General features: G+C 66.7%; 16 protein-coding genes and 1 pseudogene. 14 read left to right on the top strand and 3 right to left on the bottom strand.

Going from position 1 to position 16,139, the window contains the following annotated elements; genetic code table 11:
* Together dnaK and TY51_RS17415 are read right to left on the bottom strand one after the other, a co-directional pair.
* The coding region (dnaK, locus tag TY51_RS17410; protein ID WP_042251979.1) for a molecular chaperone DnaK at nucleotides 1–1,414 on the bottom strand (1,414 nt) is incomplete at its 3' end.
* A gap of 193 nt (nucleotides 1,415–1,607) precedes the next feature.
* Entirely contained in the window at nucleotides 1,608–2,429 is an 822-nt protein-coding gene (locus TY51_RS17415; protein WP_042251983.1) for an ABC transporter permease, read from the bottom strand.
* A gap of 124 nt (nucleotides 2,430–2,553) precedes the next feature.
* Here TY51_RS17415 and cysQ point away from each other — a divergent pair, with 124 nt between their 5' ends.
* The 8 genes from cysQ (at nucleotide 2,554) to TY51_RS17455 (ending at nucleotide 11,446) form a co-directional block, all read left to right on the top strand.
* A complete protein-coding gene (gene cysQ, locus TY51_RS17420; RefSeq protein ID WP_042251986.1) occupies nucleotides 2,554–3,351 on the top strand; it encodes a 3'(2'),5'-bisphosphate nucleotidase CysQ in 798 nt (265 codons plus the stop codon).
* Nucleotide 3,352: 1 nt separating this feature from the next.
* On the top strand, nucleotides 3,353–4,153 hold the full coding sequence (locus tag TY51_RS17425) for a 3-deoxy-manno-octulosonate cytidylyltransferase (RefSeq protein ID WP_042251989.1): 801 nt from the start codon (nucleotides 3,353–3,355) through the stop codon (nucleotides 4,151–4,153).
* Between the two features lie 176 nt (nucleotides 4,154–4,329).
* Nucleotides 4,330–5,226, top strand: coding sequence for a UTP--glucose-1-phosphate uridylyltransferase (locus TY51_RS17430; RefSeq protein ID WP_042251992.1), 897 nt, complete (start codon nucleotides 4,330–4,332; stop codon nucleotides 5,224–5,226).
* A gap of 3 nt (nucleotides 5,227–5,229) precedes the next feature.
* Entirely contained in the window at nucleotides 5,230–6,216 is a 987-nt protein-coding gene (gene galE / locus TY51_RS17435) for a UDP-glucose 4-epimerase GalE (protein ID WP_042251994.1), read from the top strand.
* Nucleotides 6,213–7,247, top strand: coding sequence for a glycosyltransferase family 2 protein (locus TY51_RS17440; protein ID WP_042251997.1), 1,035 nt, complete (start codon nucleotides 6,213–6,215; stop codon nucleotides 7,245–7,247). The genes galE and TY51_RS17440 overlap by 4 nt, the downstream gene beginning before the upstream one ends.
* Nucleotides 7,248–7,338: 91 nt before the next feature.
* A complete protein-coding gene (locus TY51_RS17445; protein WP_042252020.1) occupies nucleotides 7,339–8,358 on the top strand; it encodes a glycosyltransferase family 2 protein in 1,020 nt (339 codons plus the stop codon).
* Nucleotides 8,355–10,058 (top strand): beta-1,6-N-acetylglucosaminyltransferase, encoded by a 1,704-nt coding sequence (locus TY51_RS17450; RefSeq protein ID WP_231559122.1) that lies wholly within the window; start codon nucleotides 8,355–8,357, stop codon nucleotides 10,056–10,058. The genes TY51_RS17445 and TY51_RS17450 overlap by 4 nt, the downstream gene beginning before the upstream one ends.
* Complete coding sequence (locus tag TY51_RS17455) at nucleotides 10,055–11,446, top strand: hypothetical protein (RefSeq protein ID WP_042251999.1); 1,392 nt, start codon at nucleotides 10,055–10,057, stop codon at nucleotides 11,444–11,446. The genes TY51_RS17450 and TY51_RS17455 overlap by 4 nt, the downstream gene beginning before the upstream one ends.
* 30 nt (nucleotides 11,447–11,476) lie before the next feature.
* Here the strand turns inward: TY51_RS17455 and TY51_RS17460 are convergent, their stop codons facing one another.
* On the bottom strand, nucleotides 11,477–12,865 hold the full coding sequence (locus TY51_RS17460) for a phosphomannomutase/phosphoglucomutase (protein ID WP_042252002.1): 1,389 nt from the start codon (nucleotides 12,863–12,865) through the stop codon (nucleotides 11,477–11,479).
* A 149-nt stretch (nucleotides 12,866–13,014) separates the two neighbouring features.
* Between TY51_RS17460 and TY51_RS17465 the strand changes: the two genes are divergently transcribed.
* The 6 genes and pseudogenes from TY51_RS17465 to TY51_RS17490 form a co-directional block, all read left to right on the top strand.
* On the top strand, nucleotides 13,015–13,416 hold the full coding sequence (locus TY51_RS17465; RefSeq protein WP_042252005.1) for a ketosteroid isomerase-related protein: 402 nt from the start codon (nucleotides 13,015–13,017) through the stop codon (nucleotides 13,414–13,416).
* Nucleotides 13,413–13,997 carry a GNAT family N-acetyltransferase gene (locus TY51_RS17470; protein WP_042252007.1) on the top strand — a complete coding sequence of 195 codons (585 nt, stop codon included), beginning with the start codon at nucleotides 13,413–13,415 and terminating at the stop codon, nucleotides 13,995–13,997. The genes TY51_RS17465 and TY51_RS17470 overlap by 4 nt, the downstream gene beginning before the upstream one ends.
* The gene (locus TY51_RS17475; protein WP_042252010.1) at nucleotides 13,994–14,845 is read left to right on the top strand and encodes a carbon-nitrogen hydrolase family protein; all 852 of its coding nucleotides are present in this window, start codon (nucleotides 13,994–13,996) and stop codon (nucleotides 14,843–14,845) included. Before TY51_RS17470 ends, TY51_RS17475 begins: the two co-directional genes overlap by 4 nt.
* A gap of 78 nt (nucleotides 14,846–14,923) precedes the next feature.
* Nucleotides 14,924–15,343, top strand: coding sequence for an alternative ribosome rescue aminoacyl-tRNA hydrolase ArfB (gene arfB, locus TY51_RS17480; RefSeq protein ID WP_042252012.1), 420 nt, complete (start codon nucleotides 14,924–14,926; stop codon nucleotides 15,341–15,343).
* The gene (locus tag TY51_RS17485; protein WP_042252015.1) at nucleotides 15,340–15,795 is read left to right on the top strand and encodes an NUDIX hydrolase; all 456 of its coding nucleotides are present in this window, start codon (nucleotides 15,340–15,342) and stop codon (nucleotides 15,793–15,795) included. Before arfB ends, TY51_RS17485 begins: the two co-directional genes overlap by 4 nt.
* Nucleotides 15,796–15,801: 6 nt before the next feature.
* Nucleotides 15,802–16,139, top strand: a pseudogene (locus TY51_RS17490) (inorganic phosphate transporter); the annotation flags it as partial.

Genomic DNA, 16,139 nt, shown 5'->3' on the forward strand with positions numbered 1-16,139 from the left:
AGGTCACCTCGATCTGGGGCATGCCACGCGGCGCCGGCGGGATGTGCTCCAGGTTGAACTGGCCCAGCATCTTGTTGTCCGCGGCCATCTCGCGCTCGCCCTGGAACACGCGGATCGTCACGGCGCCCTGGTTGTCCTCGGCGGTCGAGAAGATCTGGCTCTTCTTGGTCGGGATGGTCGTGTTGCGGTCGATCAGGCGGGTGAACACGCCACCCAGCGTCTCGATGCCCAGCGACAGCGGCGTCACGTCCAGCAGCACGACGTCCTTGACGTCACCCTGCAGCACGCCGGCCTGGATGGCGGCGCCCAGGGCCACGACCTCGTCGGGGTTCACGCCCTTGTGGGGCTCTTTGCCGAAGAAGTCGGTGACCTCGGCCACGACCTTGGGCATGCGGGTCATGCCGCCGACCAGAACGACTTCGTCGATGTCGGATTTCGAGCAGCCTGCATCCTTCAGCGCGTCCTGCAACGGCTTGATGGTGCGCTTGATCAGGTCGGCGACCAGGCTTTCCAGCTTGGAGCGCGTCAGCTTGACGACCAGGTGCAGGGGCGTGCCGCTGTCCTTGTCCATGCTGATGAACGGCTGGTTGATCTCGGTCTGGCTGGACGACGACAGCTCGATCTTGGCCTTTTCCGCAGCTTCCTTCAGGCGCTGCAGGGCCATCTTGTCCTTGGACAGATCGACGCCGTGTTCCTTTTTGAACTCGTCGGCCAGATAGTTCACGATCCGCATGTCGAAATCTTCGCCACCCAGGAAGGTGTCGCCGTTCGTCGACTTCACCTCGAACAGGCCGTCGTCGATCTCCAGGATGGTGATGTCGAAGGTACCGCCGCCGAGGTCATAGACCGCGATCGTCTTGGTTTCCTTCTTGTCCAGGCCATAGGCCAGGGCTGCCGCGGTCGGCTCGTTGATGATGCGCAGCACTTCAAGGCCGGCGATCTTGCCCGCATCCTTGGTGGCCTGGCGCTGGGCGTCGTTGAAATAGGCCGGAACGGTGATCACAGCCTGGGTCACGGGCTCGCCCAGATAGGATTCCGCGGTTTCCTTCATCTTCTGAAGGATCATCGCGCTGACCTGCGCGGGGGAGTATTTCTCACCCTGCACTTCGACCCAGGCGTCGCCGTTGCCACCATCCGCGATGGTGAACGGGACCATCTTGCGGTCCTTTTCGACGGCCTCGTCGCCCATGCGGCGCCCGATCAGGCGTTTCACGGCAAAGACGGTGTTGGTCGGGTTGGTCACGGCCTGGCGCTTGGCGGGCTGGCCGACCAGGCGTTCACCATCCTTGAAGCCCACGATCGAGGGCGTGGTGCGGGCGCCTTCGCTGTTCTCGATGACCTTCGGCTGGCTGCCGTCCATGATGGCGACGCAGCTGTTGGTGGTGCCGAGGTCGATGCCGATGACTTTTGACATATGTGTGTAACCTTCTCTTGCGGCGATATCTTGGACTGCGGGTCCGTTGCGGCCCCCGAGGCCCGATCCCTTGACGAACGGGCCGGAACCTCCGGACCGCTTCGGGGGTGTATATAGGGATGCAATTCAGCCCCGCAAGCACTGCCGCAGCGCAAAATCGGTGGTTCTGGCCCGCGAAACCGGGGCGATGGCGCTACTGCGCGGCGCTCCAGCTGATGGATTCGTACTTGCGGGTGGTGAAGTTGATCAGCAGCCCGACCATCAGCGCCGCGATCGCGAACCACAGCGGGTAGAGCAGCATCGTGCGGTGGGGCGAATAGTTGATGAACAGAAAGCCGCGTTCCTGGTCGATCAGGTGGAACAGCGGGTTCCACGCGAACCACGGCAGGATGAAGCTGGGGATCATGTTGGCGACGAAGAACTTGCCCGACGCGAACATGTTCACGCGCTGATAGATCATCGTCAGCACCTTGCAGGCCTGCGGCGACCAGGGCCGGATTCCCAGGAAGATCAACCCGATGGCGCAGCCGGTGAACCATGACAGCAGGAACAGCGACCCCGCGCCCACGGGACTTTCGATCGTGATCGGCTGGAACACCATGTGATAGACCGACAGGATCACCAGGCAGCTGATCGTCTGGCGGTACAGCACCGCCAGCGCCGCCCCTGAGATCAGCACAGCCGCGTTCAGCGGTTCGTGCTTGATGATGCCCGACGACACCGAATGGCTGCCCGCGACCGCGCCCACGGCCTGCACGTGCAGCATGAAGATGAAGATCCCCGACATGATGTACAGCAGGAAATCCCCGCGGATCTGCGACCCGCCGATGCCGATCAGGGTGTACATGCCCAAAAACACCACCACGAAGACGACGCTTTGCATCATCGTCATGACCAGGCCCAGCACCGCGTTGCGGTGTTCGGTGCGCAGATTGTACACCGTCTGGTGATAGATCAGCGCGAAGGTGGTGAAGGCGGCCTGGAACAGGTTGCGGTTCTGGCGCTGCTTGAACAAGGGGCGATGCTCCGTCACTGGCGGCCCGGCGCTTGCCGATGGACCCTTGGCGCATCATAAGAGGCGCAGGACCCCCGCACAATCGGGCAGCGGCCGCAGGCCTCTGGCAGGGAAAGGAAAGTGAATGCAATTCGACCGACTGATCACCGAAATGCGGCGCCTGGCCCTGCAGGCGGGCGACCGGATCATGCAGATCTATCAGGCCGACGATTTCGACGTCCGGTCAAAGTCCGATGATTCGCCCGTCACCGCCGCGGACGAGGCCGCCGATGCGCTGATCTCGGCCGGGCTGCGCGAGGCGTTCCCGGACATCCCGCTGGTGACCGAGGAACAGGCCGACACGCATGGCCAGACCCTGCGGACCTTCCTGATCGTGGACCCGCTGGACGGGACCAAGGAATTCGTGCAGCGGCGCGGCGATTTCACCGTCAACATCGCCTATGTCCAGGACGGCGTGCCGGTGCGCGGCATCGTCTATGCCCCGGCCAAGGGGCGGCTGTTCTATACCACCGCCGACGGGCGGTCGGTCGAGGAGACGGGCCCCTTTGGCGAGGCGCCCGGAGAAACCCGCCCCATCGGCGTGAACCCGATGCCCGACAACCGCGGCCTGATGGTCGTGGCGTCCAAGTCGCATCGCGACGCGGCCACCGACGCCTATATCGACCGCTATGGCGTGCGCGACATGACCAGCGCGGGCAGCTCGCTGAAATTCTGTCTGGTCGCCACGGGCGAGGCGGATCTGTATCCGCGCCTGGGCCGGACGATGGAATGGGACACCGCGGCGGGCGACGCCGTGCTGCGCGGTGCCGGCGGAGAGGTCGTGCGGTTCGACGATCACAGCCCGCTGGCCTATGGCAAGCCGGGGTTCGAGAACCCGTTCTTCATCGCCTATGCGCCGGGCGTCCTGCTGGTGAAGGAATAACATGTCGGTCGTCATCGTCATTCCCGCCCGCTTTGCCTCGACCCGCTTTCCGGGCAAGCCGCTGGTCGAACTGCGCGGCGCGGGCGGTCAGGCACGCAGCCTGATCCGGCGCAGCTGGGACGCGGCCATCGGCGTGCGGGGCATCGACCGGGTGATCGTGGCCACCGACGACGACCGCATCCGCGACCACGCGCGCGCCTTTGGCGCCGAGGTCGCGATGACCAGCCCCGATTGCCGCAACGGCACCGAACGCTGCGCCGAGGCGGTCGCCACCCTTGGCCTGACCCCCGAAATCGTCGTGAACCTGCAGGGCGACGCGCCGCTGACGCCCGCCTGGTTCGTCGAGGATCTGGTCGCGGGTCTGCGGGCGGACCCGGATGCGCAGGTGGCGACGCCCGTCCTGCGCTGCACCGGGGCGATGCGGGCCGACCTGATCGCCGATCGCCATGCGGGCCGCGTGGGCGGGACCACGGCGGTGTTCGGCCATGAGGGGCGGGCGCTGTACTTCTCCAAGGAGGTCATCCCGTTCGTTCCGGGCGACGTGGCCCCCGACGCACCCAGCCCGGTTTTTCATCATGTAGGCGTCTATGCCTATCGCCCCGCGGCGCTGGCGGAATACGCCACCTGGCCCGAAGGCGCGCTGGAACGGCTGGAGGGGCTGGAGCAGTTGCGGTTCCTGGAACGCGGCCGCCACGTCCGCTGCGTCGAGGTCGAGGCCGGCGGACGGCAGTTCTGGGAACTAAACAATCCGCAGGATGTTCCGCGTCTGGAACAGATGATGCAGGACATGGCGATGATGTGATCGGCTGCCCGAGCAGCGCTTAATCTTTGTGAATATGCAGCAAATCCCCGACAATTGCTTGGCGACAAGCTGCCGAGGGAATAACCTGCCCATTGAAGTCAATGTCGCTGCTGCACTAGGCATCGACGCCATTGCGGTGGGTCTGCGCCCACCGAACCATACAAAAGGTATCCGTCATGGGTCGCAAGGTCACGAAAGCCATTTTTCCAGTCGCCGGTTTGGGGACACGATTTCTGCCCACCACCAAAAGCATCCCCAAGGAAATGCTGTCGCTGGTCGACAAGCCGCTGATCCAGTACGCCATCGACGAGGCGCGTGCGGCCGGGATCAAGGAATTCATCTTCGTGACCTCGCGCGGCAAGGGCTCGCTTGAGGATTACTTCGACCACGCGCACGAGCTGGAATCCAGCCTGAAGAAAGCCGGCAAGACCGAGCTGCTGGAGATTCTGCGCGCCACCAACATGGATTCGGGTGCCATCGCCTATATCCGCCAGCACAAGGCGTTGGGCCTGGGCCATGCGGTCTGGTGTGCGCGTCGCCTGCTGTCCGACGATGAACCCTTTGCCGTGGTGCTGACAGACGACGTCATCCAGGGCGAGCCCCCCTGCCTGCAGCAGATGATCGAAGCCTATGGCGAGACCGGCGGCAGCATGGTCGCCACGATGGAGGTCGCGCCCGACAAGGCCAAGGCCTATGGCGTTCTGGACGTGGCCGAGGACATGGGCGCGATCGTCCGTGCCAAGGGCATGGTCGAGAAACCCGCCACCGGCACGCAACCGTCGAACCTGGCGGTGATCGGCCGCTATATCCTGGCGCCGACGGTCATGAAGAACCTGAACAAGCTGAAGCAGGGCGCCGGTGGCGAGATCCAGCTGACCGACGCCATCGCCGAGGAGATCCAGGCGGGACGCGACGTGTTCGGCCTGCGCTTCCGCGGCCAGCGCTTCGATTGCGGTTCCAAGGCGGGCTTCCTGCAGGCGACCGTGGCCTTTGGCCTGGAGCGCGACGAGCTGAAGGACGAGTTCGCCGAATACCTGCACGAGGTGATGTCCATGCGCCGGGCGGCCGAATAATTCATGTCGGACACGGTTCTGGTGACGGGCGGCGCGGGCTATATCGGCTCGCACGCCTGCAAGGCATTGGCGGCGGCGGGGTTCACCCCCGTCACGCTGGACAATTTCTCCACCGGCTGGCGCGATGCTGTCAAGTTCGGTCCGGTGGTCGAGGCCGACCTGATGGACCGCGCTGCCCTTGACGCGGCCTTTGCCGAACACCGCCCGGTGGCGGTTCTGCATTTCGCGGCCCTGTCGCAGGTCGGAGAGGCGATGGCCGAACCGGGCCTTTACTGGCGCAACAACGTCGCCGGGTCGCTGAACCTGATCGAGGCGGCGGTGGCTGCAGGCTGTCTGGATTTCGTCTTCAGCTCGACCTGCGCGACCTATGGCGACCGCGACGGAGAGATCTTGGACGAGGACACCCCGCAGGCGCCGCTGAACGCCTATGGCGCATCGAAGCGCGCGATCGAAGACATGCTGACGGATTTCGGCGCGGCCCACGGGCTGCGTTCGGTGATCTTTCGGTATTTCAACGTGGCGGGCGCCGATCCCGATGGCCAGGTCGGTGAATTCCACCGGCCCGAGACGCATTTGATTCCGCTGATCCTGGATGCGGTCGATGGCAAGCGCGCGGCGCTGACCATCCACGGCACCGACTATCCCACCGCCGACGGCACCTGCATCCGCGACTATGTCCACGTGATGGATCTGGTCGATGCGCATGTGAAGGGTCTGGAGTGGCTGCGGGCGGGGCGCGAAAGCCGGGTGTTCTGCCTGGGCACCGGGGACGGTTTCTCGGTCCGTGAGGTCGTCAATGCCACGCGCGCCATCACCAACCGCGAGGTGCCGATGCTGGACGGTCCGCGCCGGGGCGGCGACGCGGTCAAGCTGGTCTGCGGCAGCACGCGGGCCAAGGCCGAGCTGGGCTGGTCGCCCGACCGCTCGACCATGCCGCAGATGATCGCCGATGCTTGGCGCTGGCACCAGACGGGCGATTACAAGCGGTGACCCCGCGCGCGGCGTGGCAGGCCTATCGCCTGCGCTGGAAACGCCGTGAACTGATCTGGCGCGCCCTCAGGGCGCGCCATCTGCTGCAACCGGTGGCCGATCGCACCGGCGCCATCCGCCCCGCCGACATTCTGGCCGTGACCACCCTGCGCAACGAGATCGCGCATCTGCCGGGGTTTCTGGACCACTACCGTCGCCTGGGGGTCGCGCATTTCCTGATCGTCGACAATGCCGGCACGGACGGGTCGAATCGTCTTTTGGCCGCCCAGTCCGACGTGTCGCTGTGGCGCTGCGATGCCAGCTATCGCGAAGCGCGGTTCGGGCTGGACTGGGCGGGCGCGCTGCTGTGGCGGTTCGGGCGGGGGCATTGGTGCGCGACCGTCGATGCGGACGAGCTGCTGGTCTATCCCCATCACGACACCCGGCCGCTGCCCGATCTGACGGCCCATCTGGACCGCATCAAACAACCGGGGCTGGGGGCGGTGATGCTGGACCTGTACCCGTCGGGGCCGCTGGGCACCGCCGATGCGCCCGAGGGGGCACCCCTGACCGACCGCCTGCCGTGGTTCGACGCCGGGCCGTGGCGGTCCAGCCGGATGATGCCGCGCCAGAACCTGTGGTTGCAGGGCGGTGTGCGCGACCGGGTGTTCTTTGCCGACGTCCCGCGCCGCGCGCCCACGATGAACAAGCTGCCGCTGATGCGCTGGACCGGGCGACAGGTCTATGTGAATTCGACCCATTCGGTCCTGCCGCCGCGGTTGAACCTGATCTATGACGGGCCGGGCGACGCGCGGTTGTCGGGGGCGCTGCTGCACGGCAAGTTCCTGCCCGACATCGTCGCCAAGTCGCACGAGGAGTTGGGCCGCCGCCAGCATTTCGCGGACCCCGACGCCTATGCCGCCTATCACCGCGCGGTGGCCGCGGGGCCACGGATGCACGGCCCGGAATCGGTGCGATATGCAGGGTGGCGGCAGCTGGTCGACCTTGGCCTGATGGGCACAGGCGACTGGCCGCATTCATCCAGGCGTTGAATGGGCTTGCCAAAACGGGGCGTCCTGCACATTGCTAGGGCATGACGTCGCGCCGCACATTTCCTGCCGATCCCCGGTCCGCGTGATGCGCATGGGCCGGATCCCGATCCCCGACCGCCTGCGCCGCAGGGCCGAACGGCAGTATCTGATCGCGCGCGCCTTCAACAGGCGGCGCGCCTTGCGGCCCGTTGTCAACCGCACCGCCCAGATCCGCAAGAACGACATCCTGGCGCTGGTGACCATGCGCAACGAACGGGTGCGGCTGCCGTTCTTCCTGAACTATTACCGCAACCTGGGCGTGAATCATTTTCTGTTCGTGAACAACGACAGCGATGACGGCAGCGGCAATTACCTGGCCGAACAGCCCGACGTGTCGCTGTGGTGGACCAATGCCGGCTACAAGCGGTCGCGGTTCGGGATGGACTGGATCAACCGGCTGCTGGCGAAATACGGCCACGGGCATTGGTGCCTGACCATCGACCCGGACGAGTTCCTGATCTATCCGCATTGCGATTCGCGCCCGCTGCCCGCCCTGACCGACTGGTTGGAGGCGTCGGGCCGGCGCAGCTTTCCGGCCATGCTGCTGGACATGTACCCCCGCGGCCATATCGAGGACGAACCCTATGAGGAGGGGACGGACCCGTTCTCCATCGCCCGCTGGTTCGATCCGGCGAACTATACGATCAGCAAGAACCCCTATTACGGCAACCTGTGGATCCAGGGCGGCCCGCGCACGCGCAAGTTCTTTACCGCCGACCCCCTGTCCGGCCCGGCGCTGAACAAGACGCCGCTGGTCAAGTGGGACTGGCGCTATGCCTATGTCAGTTCCACCCACATGCTGCTGCCGCGCCATCTGAACATGGTCTATGACGAGGGCGGCGGAGAGATGGCGTCCGGCTGCCTGCTGCACGCCAAGTTCCTGTCCACCTTTGCCGACAAGTCCGCCGAGGAACTGGACCGCCGCCAGCACTACGCCAACAGCAAGGAATACAAGGCCTACCATGCCGGGCTGCGCGGCGGCACCGACCTGTGGTGCAGCGAATCGCGCGAATATGCCGACTGGCGCCAGTTGGAGGATCTGGGGCTGATCTCTCGGGGGAACTGGGCGTGACGGGCCCGGTGGAGGTGCGCCGCGTCAGGCTGGGGGTCGTGCTGCTGTGCCATGCGCGTCTGGACGTGGCGGCCCACATGGCGCGGATCTGGGTCCAGGGCGGCGCGCGGGTGGCGATCCATGTCGATGCCAAGGCCTCGGCCCGGTCGGTGGCGCGGATGCAGGTCGAACTGTCCGATCTGCCCGGCATCGTCTGGTCGCACCGCCACACCTGCGCCTGGGGCGGCTTCAGCCTGGTGCGCGCCACCCAGGACGCGGCCCGGCTGCTGCTGGACAGCTTTGCCGACATCACCCATGTCTATCTGGCGTCCGGGGCCTGCCTGCCGCTGCGCCCGGTGCGCGACCTGACGGCGTTCCTGGCGCAGGATCCCGACCGCGACCATATCGAAAGCGTCAGCGCCATCGATGTCGGCTGGACCGTCGGCGGGCTGAACGAGGAACGCTTTACCCTGTTCTACCCGCTGGACTGGCGCAGGCGGCGCTGGCTGTTCGACCGCCTGACCGACTGGCAACGCCGTCTGGGCATCCGTCGCAGGCTGCCCAAGGGGCTGACCCCGCATCTGGGTGCGCAATGGTGGTGCCTGACGGCGGTCACGCTGCGCGCCATCCTGGACGATCCGCGCCGGGCCGAATTCGACCGCTATTTCCGCATGGTCTGGATCCCGGACGAAAGCTATTTCCAGACACTGGCCCGGCGCCATGCGACCCGCATCGAAAGCCATTCGCTGACCTTGGCCAAGTTCGACCATGACGGGCGACCCTATCAGCTGTACGACGACCACGCCCTGATGTTGGAGGAATCGCGCTGCTTCGTGGCGCGCAAGGTCTGGCCCGAGGCGGCGCGTCTGTTGGCGCATTTCCCGCGTCCGGCCGGCGCGCGTCCCGACCTGTCCGCGCCCCAGCCCCAGCGGATCGAGCGCCTGATCAACCGCACCGTCCGCCGCCGCCTGCTGGGCCGGCCGGGCCTGTACATGCAGTCACGCTTTCCGCGCAAGGACGCCGAAAACGGCAAGACATCGGCCCCCTATGCGGTGTTCCAGGGCTTCTCCGACATCTTTCCCGGCTTCGAGAGATGGCTGACCGCGCAGGTCGACGCCGATGTCCACGGCCACCTGCTGGGCCCCGAGACGGTCGAGTTTGGCGGCCGCCCCCAGATCGGGCCGGGGGCGATCTCGTCCAGCACGCTGATCCGCGACCGCGACCCGCACGGGTTTCTGACCGCGCTGATCCGCATCACCACGCGGATGCAGGCGTTCCAGTTCAGCCCGCGCGACAATCAGGCGCTGAACTGGTTCATCGCCACCGATCCGAACGCGCATATCCACGTGGTCACCGGGGCCTGGATGCTGCCGTTGCTGGCCTCCGACATGCCGTTCGACGATATCCGCCGCGTCACAGCCCTGCTGCAGCGGGCCGAGATCAAGCAGATGGACGTGCTGAATTCGGTCTGGGTCAAGGCGCGCGTGCATGTTCACGAACTGACCGATTTCCTGGCCCGCCCCCAGGAGATGCTGTTCCAGTCGCTGGCCCATCTGCCGCGCCTGGCGGACGCGCCCACCGACATGCCGCAGATGCGCGACCTGCACGGGTTGCCCGAACTGCTGCGGCGGCTGCGCAATTCCGGGCTGCGTCCGCGCATGTCCGGCGACGGCCTGCCCATGCCGGAAATCCCCCTGCCTGAAAGGACCGCCGCCGAATGACCGTTCCGTTCCGCCGCTTTGTCATCTTCGCCGAGATGCGCACGGGCTCGAACCTGCTGGAGGCGACGCTGAACGCGCTGCGGGGCGTCACCTGCTTTGGCGAGGCGTTCAACCCCTACATGATGGGCTGGCCTGACAAGGACGAATTGCAGGGCGTCACCCGCGCGGCGCGCGAGGCCGATCCGATGGTCCTGCTGGACAAGCTGTTCGACAGGCCCGGCCACCTGCCGGGGTTCCGCTATTTCCACGACCACGATCCGCGGGTCTTTGACGCGATCATGCACGACCCCGAATGCGCCAAGATCGTGCTGACGCGCAACCCGCTGGACAGCTATGTCTCGACCCAGCTCGCGCGCGAGACGAACCAGTGGAAGCTGAACGAGACGGAGACCCCGATCCCCGCCGCCATCACCTATGACGGGCCGCTATTCCGCGACATGATCGCGGCGGTCGAACGGTTCCAGCTGCGCGTGATGCACCGGCTGCAGGTGACCGGACAGACCGCCTTCTGGCTGGGATACGAGGATCTGCGCGACGCCGAGGTGATGACCGGGCTGGTCCACTGGCTGGGCCGCACCGACATCGCGCGGGTCGAACCCGCCAGCGACCAGGTGCCCCAGAACCCACGCGAACTGGCCGATAAGGTGCGCAATTTCGACGACATGCAGGCGGATCTGGCGCAGATCGATCCGTTCATGCTGCGTCGCATCCCGAATTTCGAACCGCGCCGCGGCCCGTCCGTGCCCAGCTTTTCGGCGGCCGAGGCTGGGCACGGGCTGATCTTCATGCCGGTCCGCTGCGGGCCGGGCGATGCGGTGCGCGACTGGATGGCGACGCTGGGTGCGGTGTCGGGGGATTTCACCCAGACCAGCCTGCGCCAGTGGAAACGCCAGCATCCTGGCCATCGCAGCTTTGCGGTGCTACGCCACCCGCTGCACCGCGCCTGGACGGCGTTCCGCCAGCTGCTGACCGACAGCCGCCCCGAACTGCGCCAGTTGATGCGCGACGTGCATCGCGTCGCGCTGCCCGCCGACGCGGCGCTGGCGGGGCTGGACCGTCAGGCGCAGCTTGACCTGTTCGCGCAGTTCCTGGCGTTCCTGAAACGCAACCTGAACGGCCAGACGACGTTGCCGACCCATGCCGGATGGGCCAGCCAGTCCGAGGTGATCGCCGGGTTCAGCCGCGTGGCCAGCCCCGACATGCTGATCCGCGAGGACCGCATTGCCGAGGAACTGCCCGCCCTGGCCCGCGCGGCTGGCGTCGACGACGCGCGTCTGTCGGACCTGAAGGTCCAGCCGATGCCCGATTTCCTGCGCGACAAGGCGCTGTTGCAGGCCGCGCGGCAAGCATATCTGCGCGATTACATCGCCTTCGGGTTTTCGGACTGAGATTGGCGGGCCTTTCGGCCCGCCAACCCATTATGCCTTCAGCAGGGCCGCCAGTTCGGCCTGCTTTTCGCGCACCAGCGCCGCGTCGCCGTCGGATTCGACGTTCAGGCGCACCACCGGTTCGGTGTTCGACTTGCGCAGGTTGAACCGCCATTTTCCGAAATCCAGCGACACCCCGTCCAGATCGTCACGGCTGTCGGCCTGCGGCTCGTAGGTGTCGATCAGGCGCGCGATCGCCGCATCGGGGTCCGAGATGGTATAGTTCGTCTCTCCGGACGACGGATACAGGCGCATCCGCTCCTCCAGCATCTCGGCCAGGGTCATGCCCTTGCGGGACAGCAGTTCGATCATCAGCAGCCACGGGATCATGCCGCTGTCGCAGTAATAGAAATCGCGGAAGTAATGGTGCGCCGACATCTCTCCGCCATAGATCGCGCTGACATCGCGCATCTTGCGCTTGATGAAGGCGTGGCCGGTCTTGGACACCACGGCCTCTCCACCGGCTTCCTGGATCATCGCGCGGGTGTTCATGATCACGCGGGGGTCGTGCACGATCTTCTCGCCGGGCGATTTCTCAAGGAAGGCCGCGCCCAGCAGGCCGACGATGTATTCGCCGGGAATGAAGCGCCCGTTCTCGTCGAAGAAGAAGCAGCGATCGAAATCGCCGTCCCAAGCGACGCCCAGATCGGCCTTCTCCTCGACCATCTTGGCGACGGTGGGGGGCTGGTTCTCGTCCAGCAGCGGATTGGGGATGCCGTTCGGGAAGCTGCTGTCGACGTTGTGGTGCATGCGCACGAAGGTCAGCGGCGCGCCGCGACGTTCCAGCTCCGCGGCGATGGCGTCAAAGGTCGGGCCGGCGGTGCCGTTGCCGGCATTCACCACGATCTTCATCGGGCGCAGGGCGGCCACATCGACGAAATCGGCCATGCGGGACGCGTACTCCGCGCGGGCATGGCTGAAATCGGTGACGGTGCCCTTGGTCGCCGGGGCGAATTCGCCGTTGGTCGCCAGATCGATGATCGGCGGCAGTTCGGTCGCCGGGTCCAGCGGCGCCGAGCCGCGACCCACGATCTTCATGCCGTTGTAGTTGATCGGATTGTGCGAGGCCGTGACCTCGATCCCGCCGTCGGTGTCCTGGTTGCCGGTGTGGAAATACACCTCCTCGGTGCCGGCCAGCCCCAGGTCCAGCACGTCGGCGCCGCCGTCGGTCAGGCCCTCGATCAGCGCCGCGGCCAGTTCGGGCGAGGTCTCGCGGCTGTCGCGACCCACGACCACGCGCTTGGCGCCGCGCGCCTGCGCAAAGGCGCGACCGATGCGATAGGCGACGTCCGCGTCCAGGTTCTTGCCCAGCTCTCCGCGCACGTCATAAGCCTTGAAGCAGGTGATCTCGCGCTTGCCCAGCTGATCGCGATTGTCCATGAAGTCCTCCGGTTCCTGTCTGCATCAGCGCTAACAGGTTCAAACCGTTTTTCAAGGCCGCCGGGGCCGGATTGGTTCCCTCGGACCTTGGGATCAGGTGACGGCGCGCGTCCGGCACGCTAGCCTTGCGCAAAAGCAAGGACAGCCCGATGGATGCCAAGGCCCTGATCGCCGCCTATTACGACGCCTTCAACGCAGGGCGCACCGACGACATGCTGGCGCTGCTGCATGACGACGTCGAGCACCACGTGAACGAGGGCAAGATCCGCCGCGGCCGCGCGCTGTTTGCGGAATTCAACGCCCACATGACCGAAAGCTATCGCGAAAACCTGACCGACATGGTCATCATGGCCAATGACGCGGGCGACCGCGCCGCGGCGGAATTCGTGGTGAACGGCACCTATCTGAAGACCGATCCCGGCCTGCCGCCGGCCAACGGCCAGACCTATCGCCTGCCCGCGGGCGCGTTCTTCACCATCCGCGACGGCCGCATTGCGCGGGTCACCACCTATTACAACCTGGCCGACTGGATGGCCCAGGTCGGCGCATGAGCGTCGCGGTCCGCGTCCTGACCGGCGATGCGCTGGCTGACGCGCTGCCCGACGTGGCGCGCCTGCGCATCGATGTGTTCCGCGACTGGCCGTACCTGTATGACGGGGATGCCGATTATGAACGCGACTATCTGCGCGCGTATCAGTCGCCGGGCGCGGTCGTGGTCGCCGCGGTGGACGGGGACCGGATCGTGGGCGCCGCGACCGGCGCGCCGATGTCCGACCATGCCGCCGATTTCGGCGCGGCCTTTGCGGATCGCCCCGAACCGCTGTCCGACATCTTCTACTGCGCCGAATCGGTGCTGCTGCGCACCTATCGCGGGCACGGTCTGGGACACGCGTTCTTTGACGCGCGCGAGGATCACGCCCGCGCTTTGGGGGCACGCTGGTCGGCCTTCTGCAGCGTGATCCGCCCCGCGGACCACCCGATGCGCCCCGCGGATTACTGGCCGCTGGACGCGTTCTGGCGCAAGCGCGGCTATGCGCCCCTGCCGGGCGTCGTCGCGCAGTTCGCCTGGAAGGACCTGGGCCAGGCCACCGAGACCGAAAAGACCCTGCAATTCTGGATGAAACCGCTGTGAAGATCGCCGCCGCCGCCTATCCGATCGACTGGTTCGACAGCTTCGACGCCTATGCCGCCAAGCTGGCACGGTGGGTCTCCGATGCTGATGCCGATCTGTTGGTCTTCCCCGAATACGGCGCGATGGAGCTGGCATCCCTGTCCGGGCGCAACGTCGCCGGCGATCTGGAGGCCAGCCTGCATGCCGTGGCGGCGCTGGGCCCGCGGGTCCGGGCGCTGCATGTCGATCTGGCGGCGCGGCACGGCTGTCACATCCTTGGCGCGTCGGGGCCGGTCTTCGACGGCGCGCGCCCGACCAACCGCGCGGTCCTGTACGGCCCCGGCGGGGTGATCGGCCACCAGGACAAGCAGATCATGACCCGGTTCGAACGCGAGGAATGGCACGTCACCGGCGCCCCCGGCCTGCGGATCCTGGACACGGCGCTGGGGCGGATTGGCATCCTGATCTGCTATGACTGCGAATTTCCGCTGTTGGGGCGGGTGCTGGCGCAGGCCGGGGCGCAGATCCTGCTGGTGCCCAGCTGTACCGATACGGTCGCGGGGTTCAGCCGGGTGCGCATTGGCGCGATGGCCCGCGCGCTGGAAAGCCAGTGCGTCGTGGTCCAGGCACCCACCGTCGGCCCCTGCGACTGGATGCCCGCGCTGGACGAAAATCGGGGCCGCGCCGCGATCTATGGCCCGCCCGACGGGTTCTGGCCGGAAACCGGGATCATCGCCGAAGGCGAAATGGACGCGCCGGGATGGGTGCGCGCGACCGTCGATCTGTCCCGCGTGGACGCCAGCCGCCAGGACGGCGCGGTCCTGCCCTTTGCGCATTGGCCGGAACAGGAAATTTGTCGCCTGATCTGACGACAGCGGTCGGAATTTACACTGTATTAACCGGTTTGCGCTTTAACTGACCCCGGATCGCGCCATATCCTGAAGGTCATGCTGCATGTCACCGAAGCCATCGCCATCCAGGAATGGGAACTGTCCGAACAGTTCACCCGGTCTCAGGGACCGGGCGGGCAGAACGTGAACAAGGTGGAAACCGCGGTCGAGTTGCGGTTCGAGGCCGCGACATCCCCCAGCCTGGCCGACCCGGTCAAGCGCCGGCTGCAGCGGCTGGCCGGGCGACGCTGGACGCAGGACGGGGCGATCCTGATCCTGTCCCAGGAAACCCGCAGCCAGGCGCGCAACCGCGAACTGGCCCGCGAACGGCTGGCTGACCTGATCCGCCAGGCCCTGGTCGCCCCCAAGCGCCGCATCGCCACCCGCCCCACCCTGGGCAGCCAGCGCCGCCGCCTGAAGGCCAAGACCGTGCGCGGAGAGGTCAAGTCGCTGCGCGGCAAGGTGGAGGAGGAATGAGCATCTGGCGCCGGACCCTCGATCTGCTGCTGGGGCGGCGGCCGGTGTTGATGCAGGTCGGCGCGGTTTGCCGCGACCCGGCCAGCGGCAACGTCCTGCTGATCACCAGCCGCGACACCGGGCGATGGGTCATCCCCAAGGGCTGGCCGATGGAGGGGCGCACCCTGTCCGGAGCCGCCGCCCAGGAGGCGTGGGAGGAAGCCGGTGTCCGCGGCAGCATCCGCCCGTCCGAACTGGGCCGGTTCCGGTACCGCAAGAAACAGGACCAGGGCTATGCCGTCCCGGTCGAGATGCGGGTCTATCTGCTGTCCGTCGACAGCCTGTCCGATCATTTCCCCGAAGACCGGCAGCGCAAGCGCCGCTGGTTCGCCCCGGTCGAGGCCGCCCGCATGGTGGTCGAACCGGGCCTGAAACAGATCCTGGCCGCGCTGGACCGTCCCGATGCCGCCTGACCCGGCATGACCCACCGCCCCGGTTTCCGCGCGCTGGACAAGGATCTGGGCCGCATCGGCCATGCCGAGGTCGCACAGATGCACGCGTTTCGCCCCGTCTGGCGGTTGGGTCTGGCGGTGCTGGCGCTGGTCGGCGGGCTGCTGATGGTCATGGCCCTGTCGGGCGCGGCCCCCGGCGTGCTGGCCATCGGGGCGGGGCTGGTGGTCGCGGCTTGGCTGGGCATGGCGATCGGGGCGAACGACGTCGCGAACTCGCTTGGCCCCGCCGTGGGGGCGGGCGCCATCGGATTGCTGCCCGGACTGGCGCTGGTTGCCGTCGCGGGGGTCGGCGGGGCGGTGCCGTG

The organism is Paracoccus sp. PAMC 22219 (genome assembly GCF_000787695.1).
Lineage (GTDB): Bacteria > Pseudomonadota > Alphaproteobacteria > Rhodobacterales > Rhodobacteraceae > Paracoccus.

What these genes read in the sequence shown, in the direction of transcription:
- TY51_RS17470 (WP_042252007.1), top strand. Translation starts at nt 13,413, where the DNA reads ATGAGCGTCGCGGTCCGCGTCCTGACCGGCGATGCGCTGGCTGACGCG.
- TY51_RS17445 (WP_042252020.1), top strand. Translation starts at nt 7,339, where the DNA reads ATGGGCCGGATCCCGATCCCCGACCGCCTGCGCCGCAGGGCCGAACGG.
- TY51_RS17430 (WP_042251992.1), top strand. Translation starts at nt 4,330, where the DNA reads ATGGGTCGCAAGGTCACGAAAGCCATTTTTCCAGTCGCCGGTTTGGGG.
- galE (WP_042251994.1), top strand. Translation starts at nt 5,230, where the DNA reads ATGTCGGACACGGTTCTGGTGACGGGCGGCGCGGGCTATATCGGCTCG.
- TY51_RS17465 (WP_042252005.1), top strand. Translation starts at nt 13,015, where the DNA reads ATGGATGCCAAGGCCCTGATCGCCGCCTATTACGACGCCTTCAACGCA.
- TY51_RS17455 (WP_042251999.1), top strand. Translation starts at nt 10,055, where the DNA reads ATGACCGTTCCGTTCCGCCGCTTTGTCATCTTCGCCGAGATGCGCACG.
- TY51_RS17425 (WP_042251989.1), top strand. Translation starts at nt 3,353, where the DNA reads ATGTCGGTCGTCATCGTCATTCCCGCCCGCTTTGCCTCGACCCGCTTT.
- TY51_RS17460 (WP_042252002.1), bottom strand. Translation starts at nt 12,865, where the DNA reads ATGGACAATCGCGATCAGCTGGGCAAGCGCGAGATCACCTGCTTCAAG.
- cysQ (WP_042251986.1), top strand. Translation starts at nt 2,554, where the DNA reads ATGCAATTCGACCGACTGATCACCGAAATGCGGCGCCTGGCCCTGCAG.
- arfB (WP_042252012.1), top strand. Translation starts at nt 14,924, where the DNA reads ATGCTGCATGTCACCGAAGCCATCGCCATCCAGGAATGGGAACTGTCC.
- TY51_RS17485 (WP_042252015.1), top strand. Translation starts at nt 15,340, where the DNA reads ATGAGCATCTGGCGCCGGACCCTCGATCTGCTGCTGGGGCGGCGGCCG.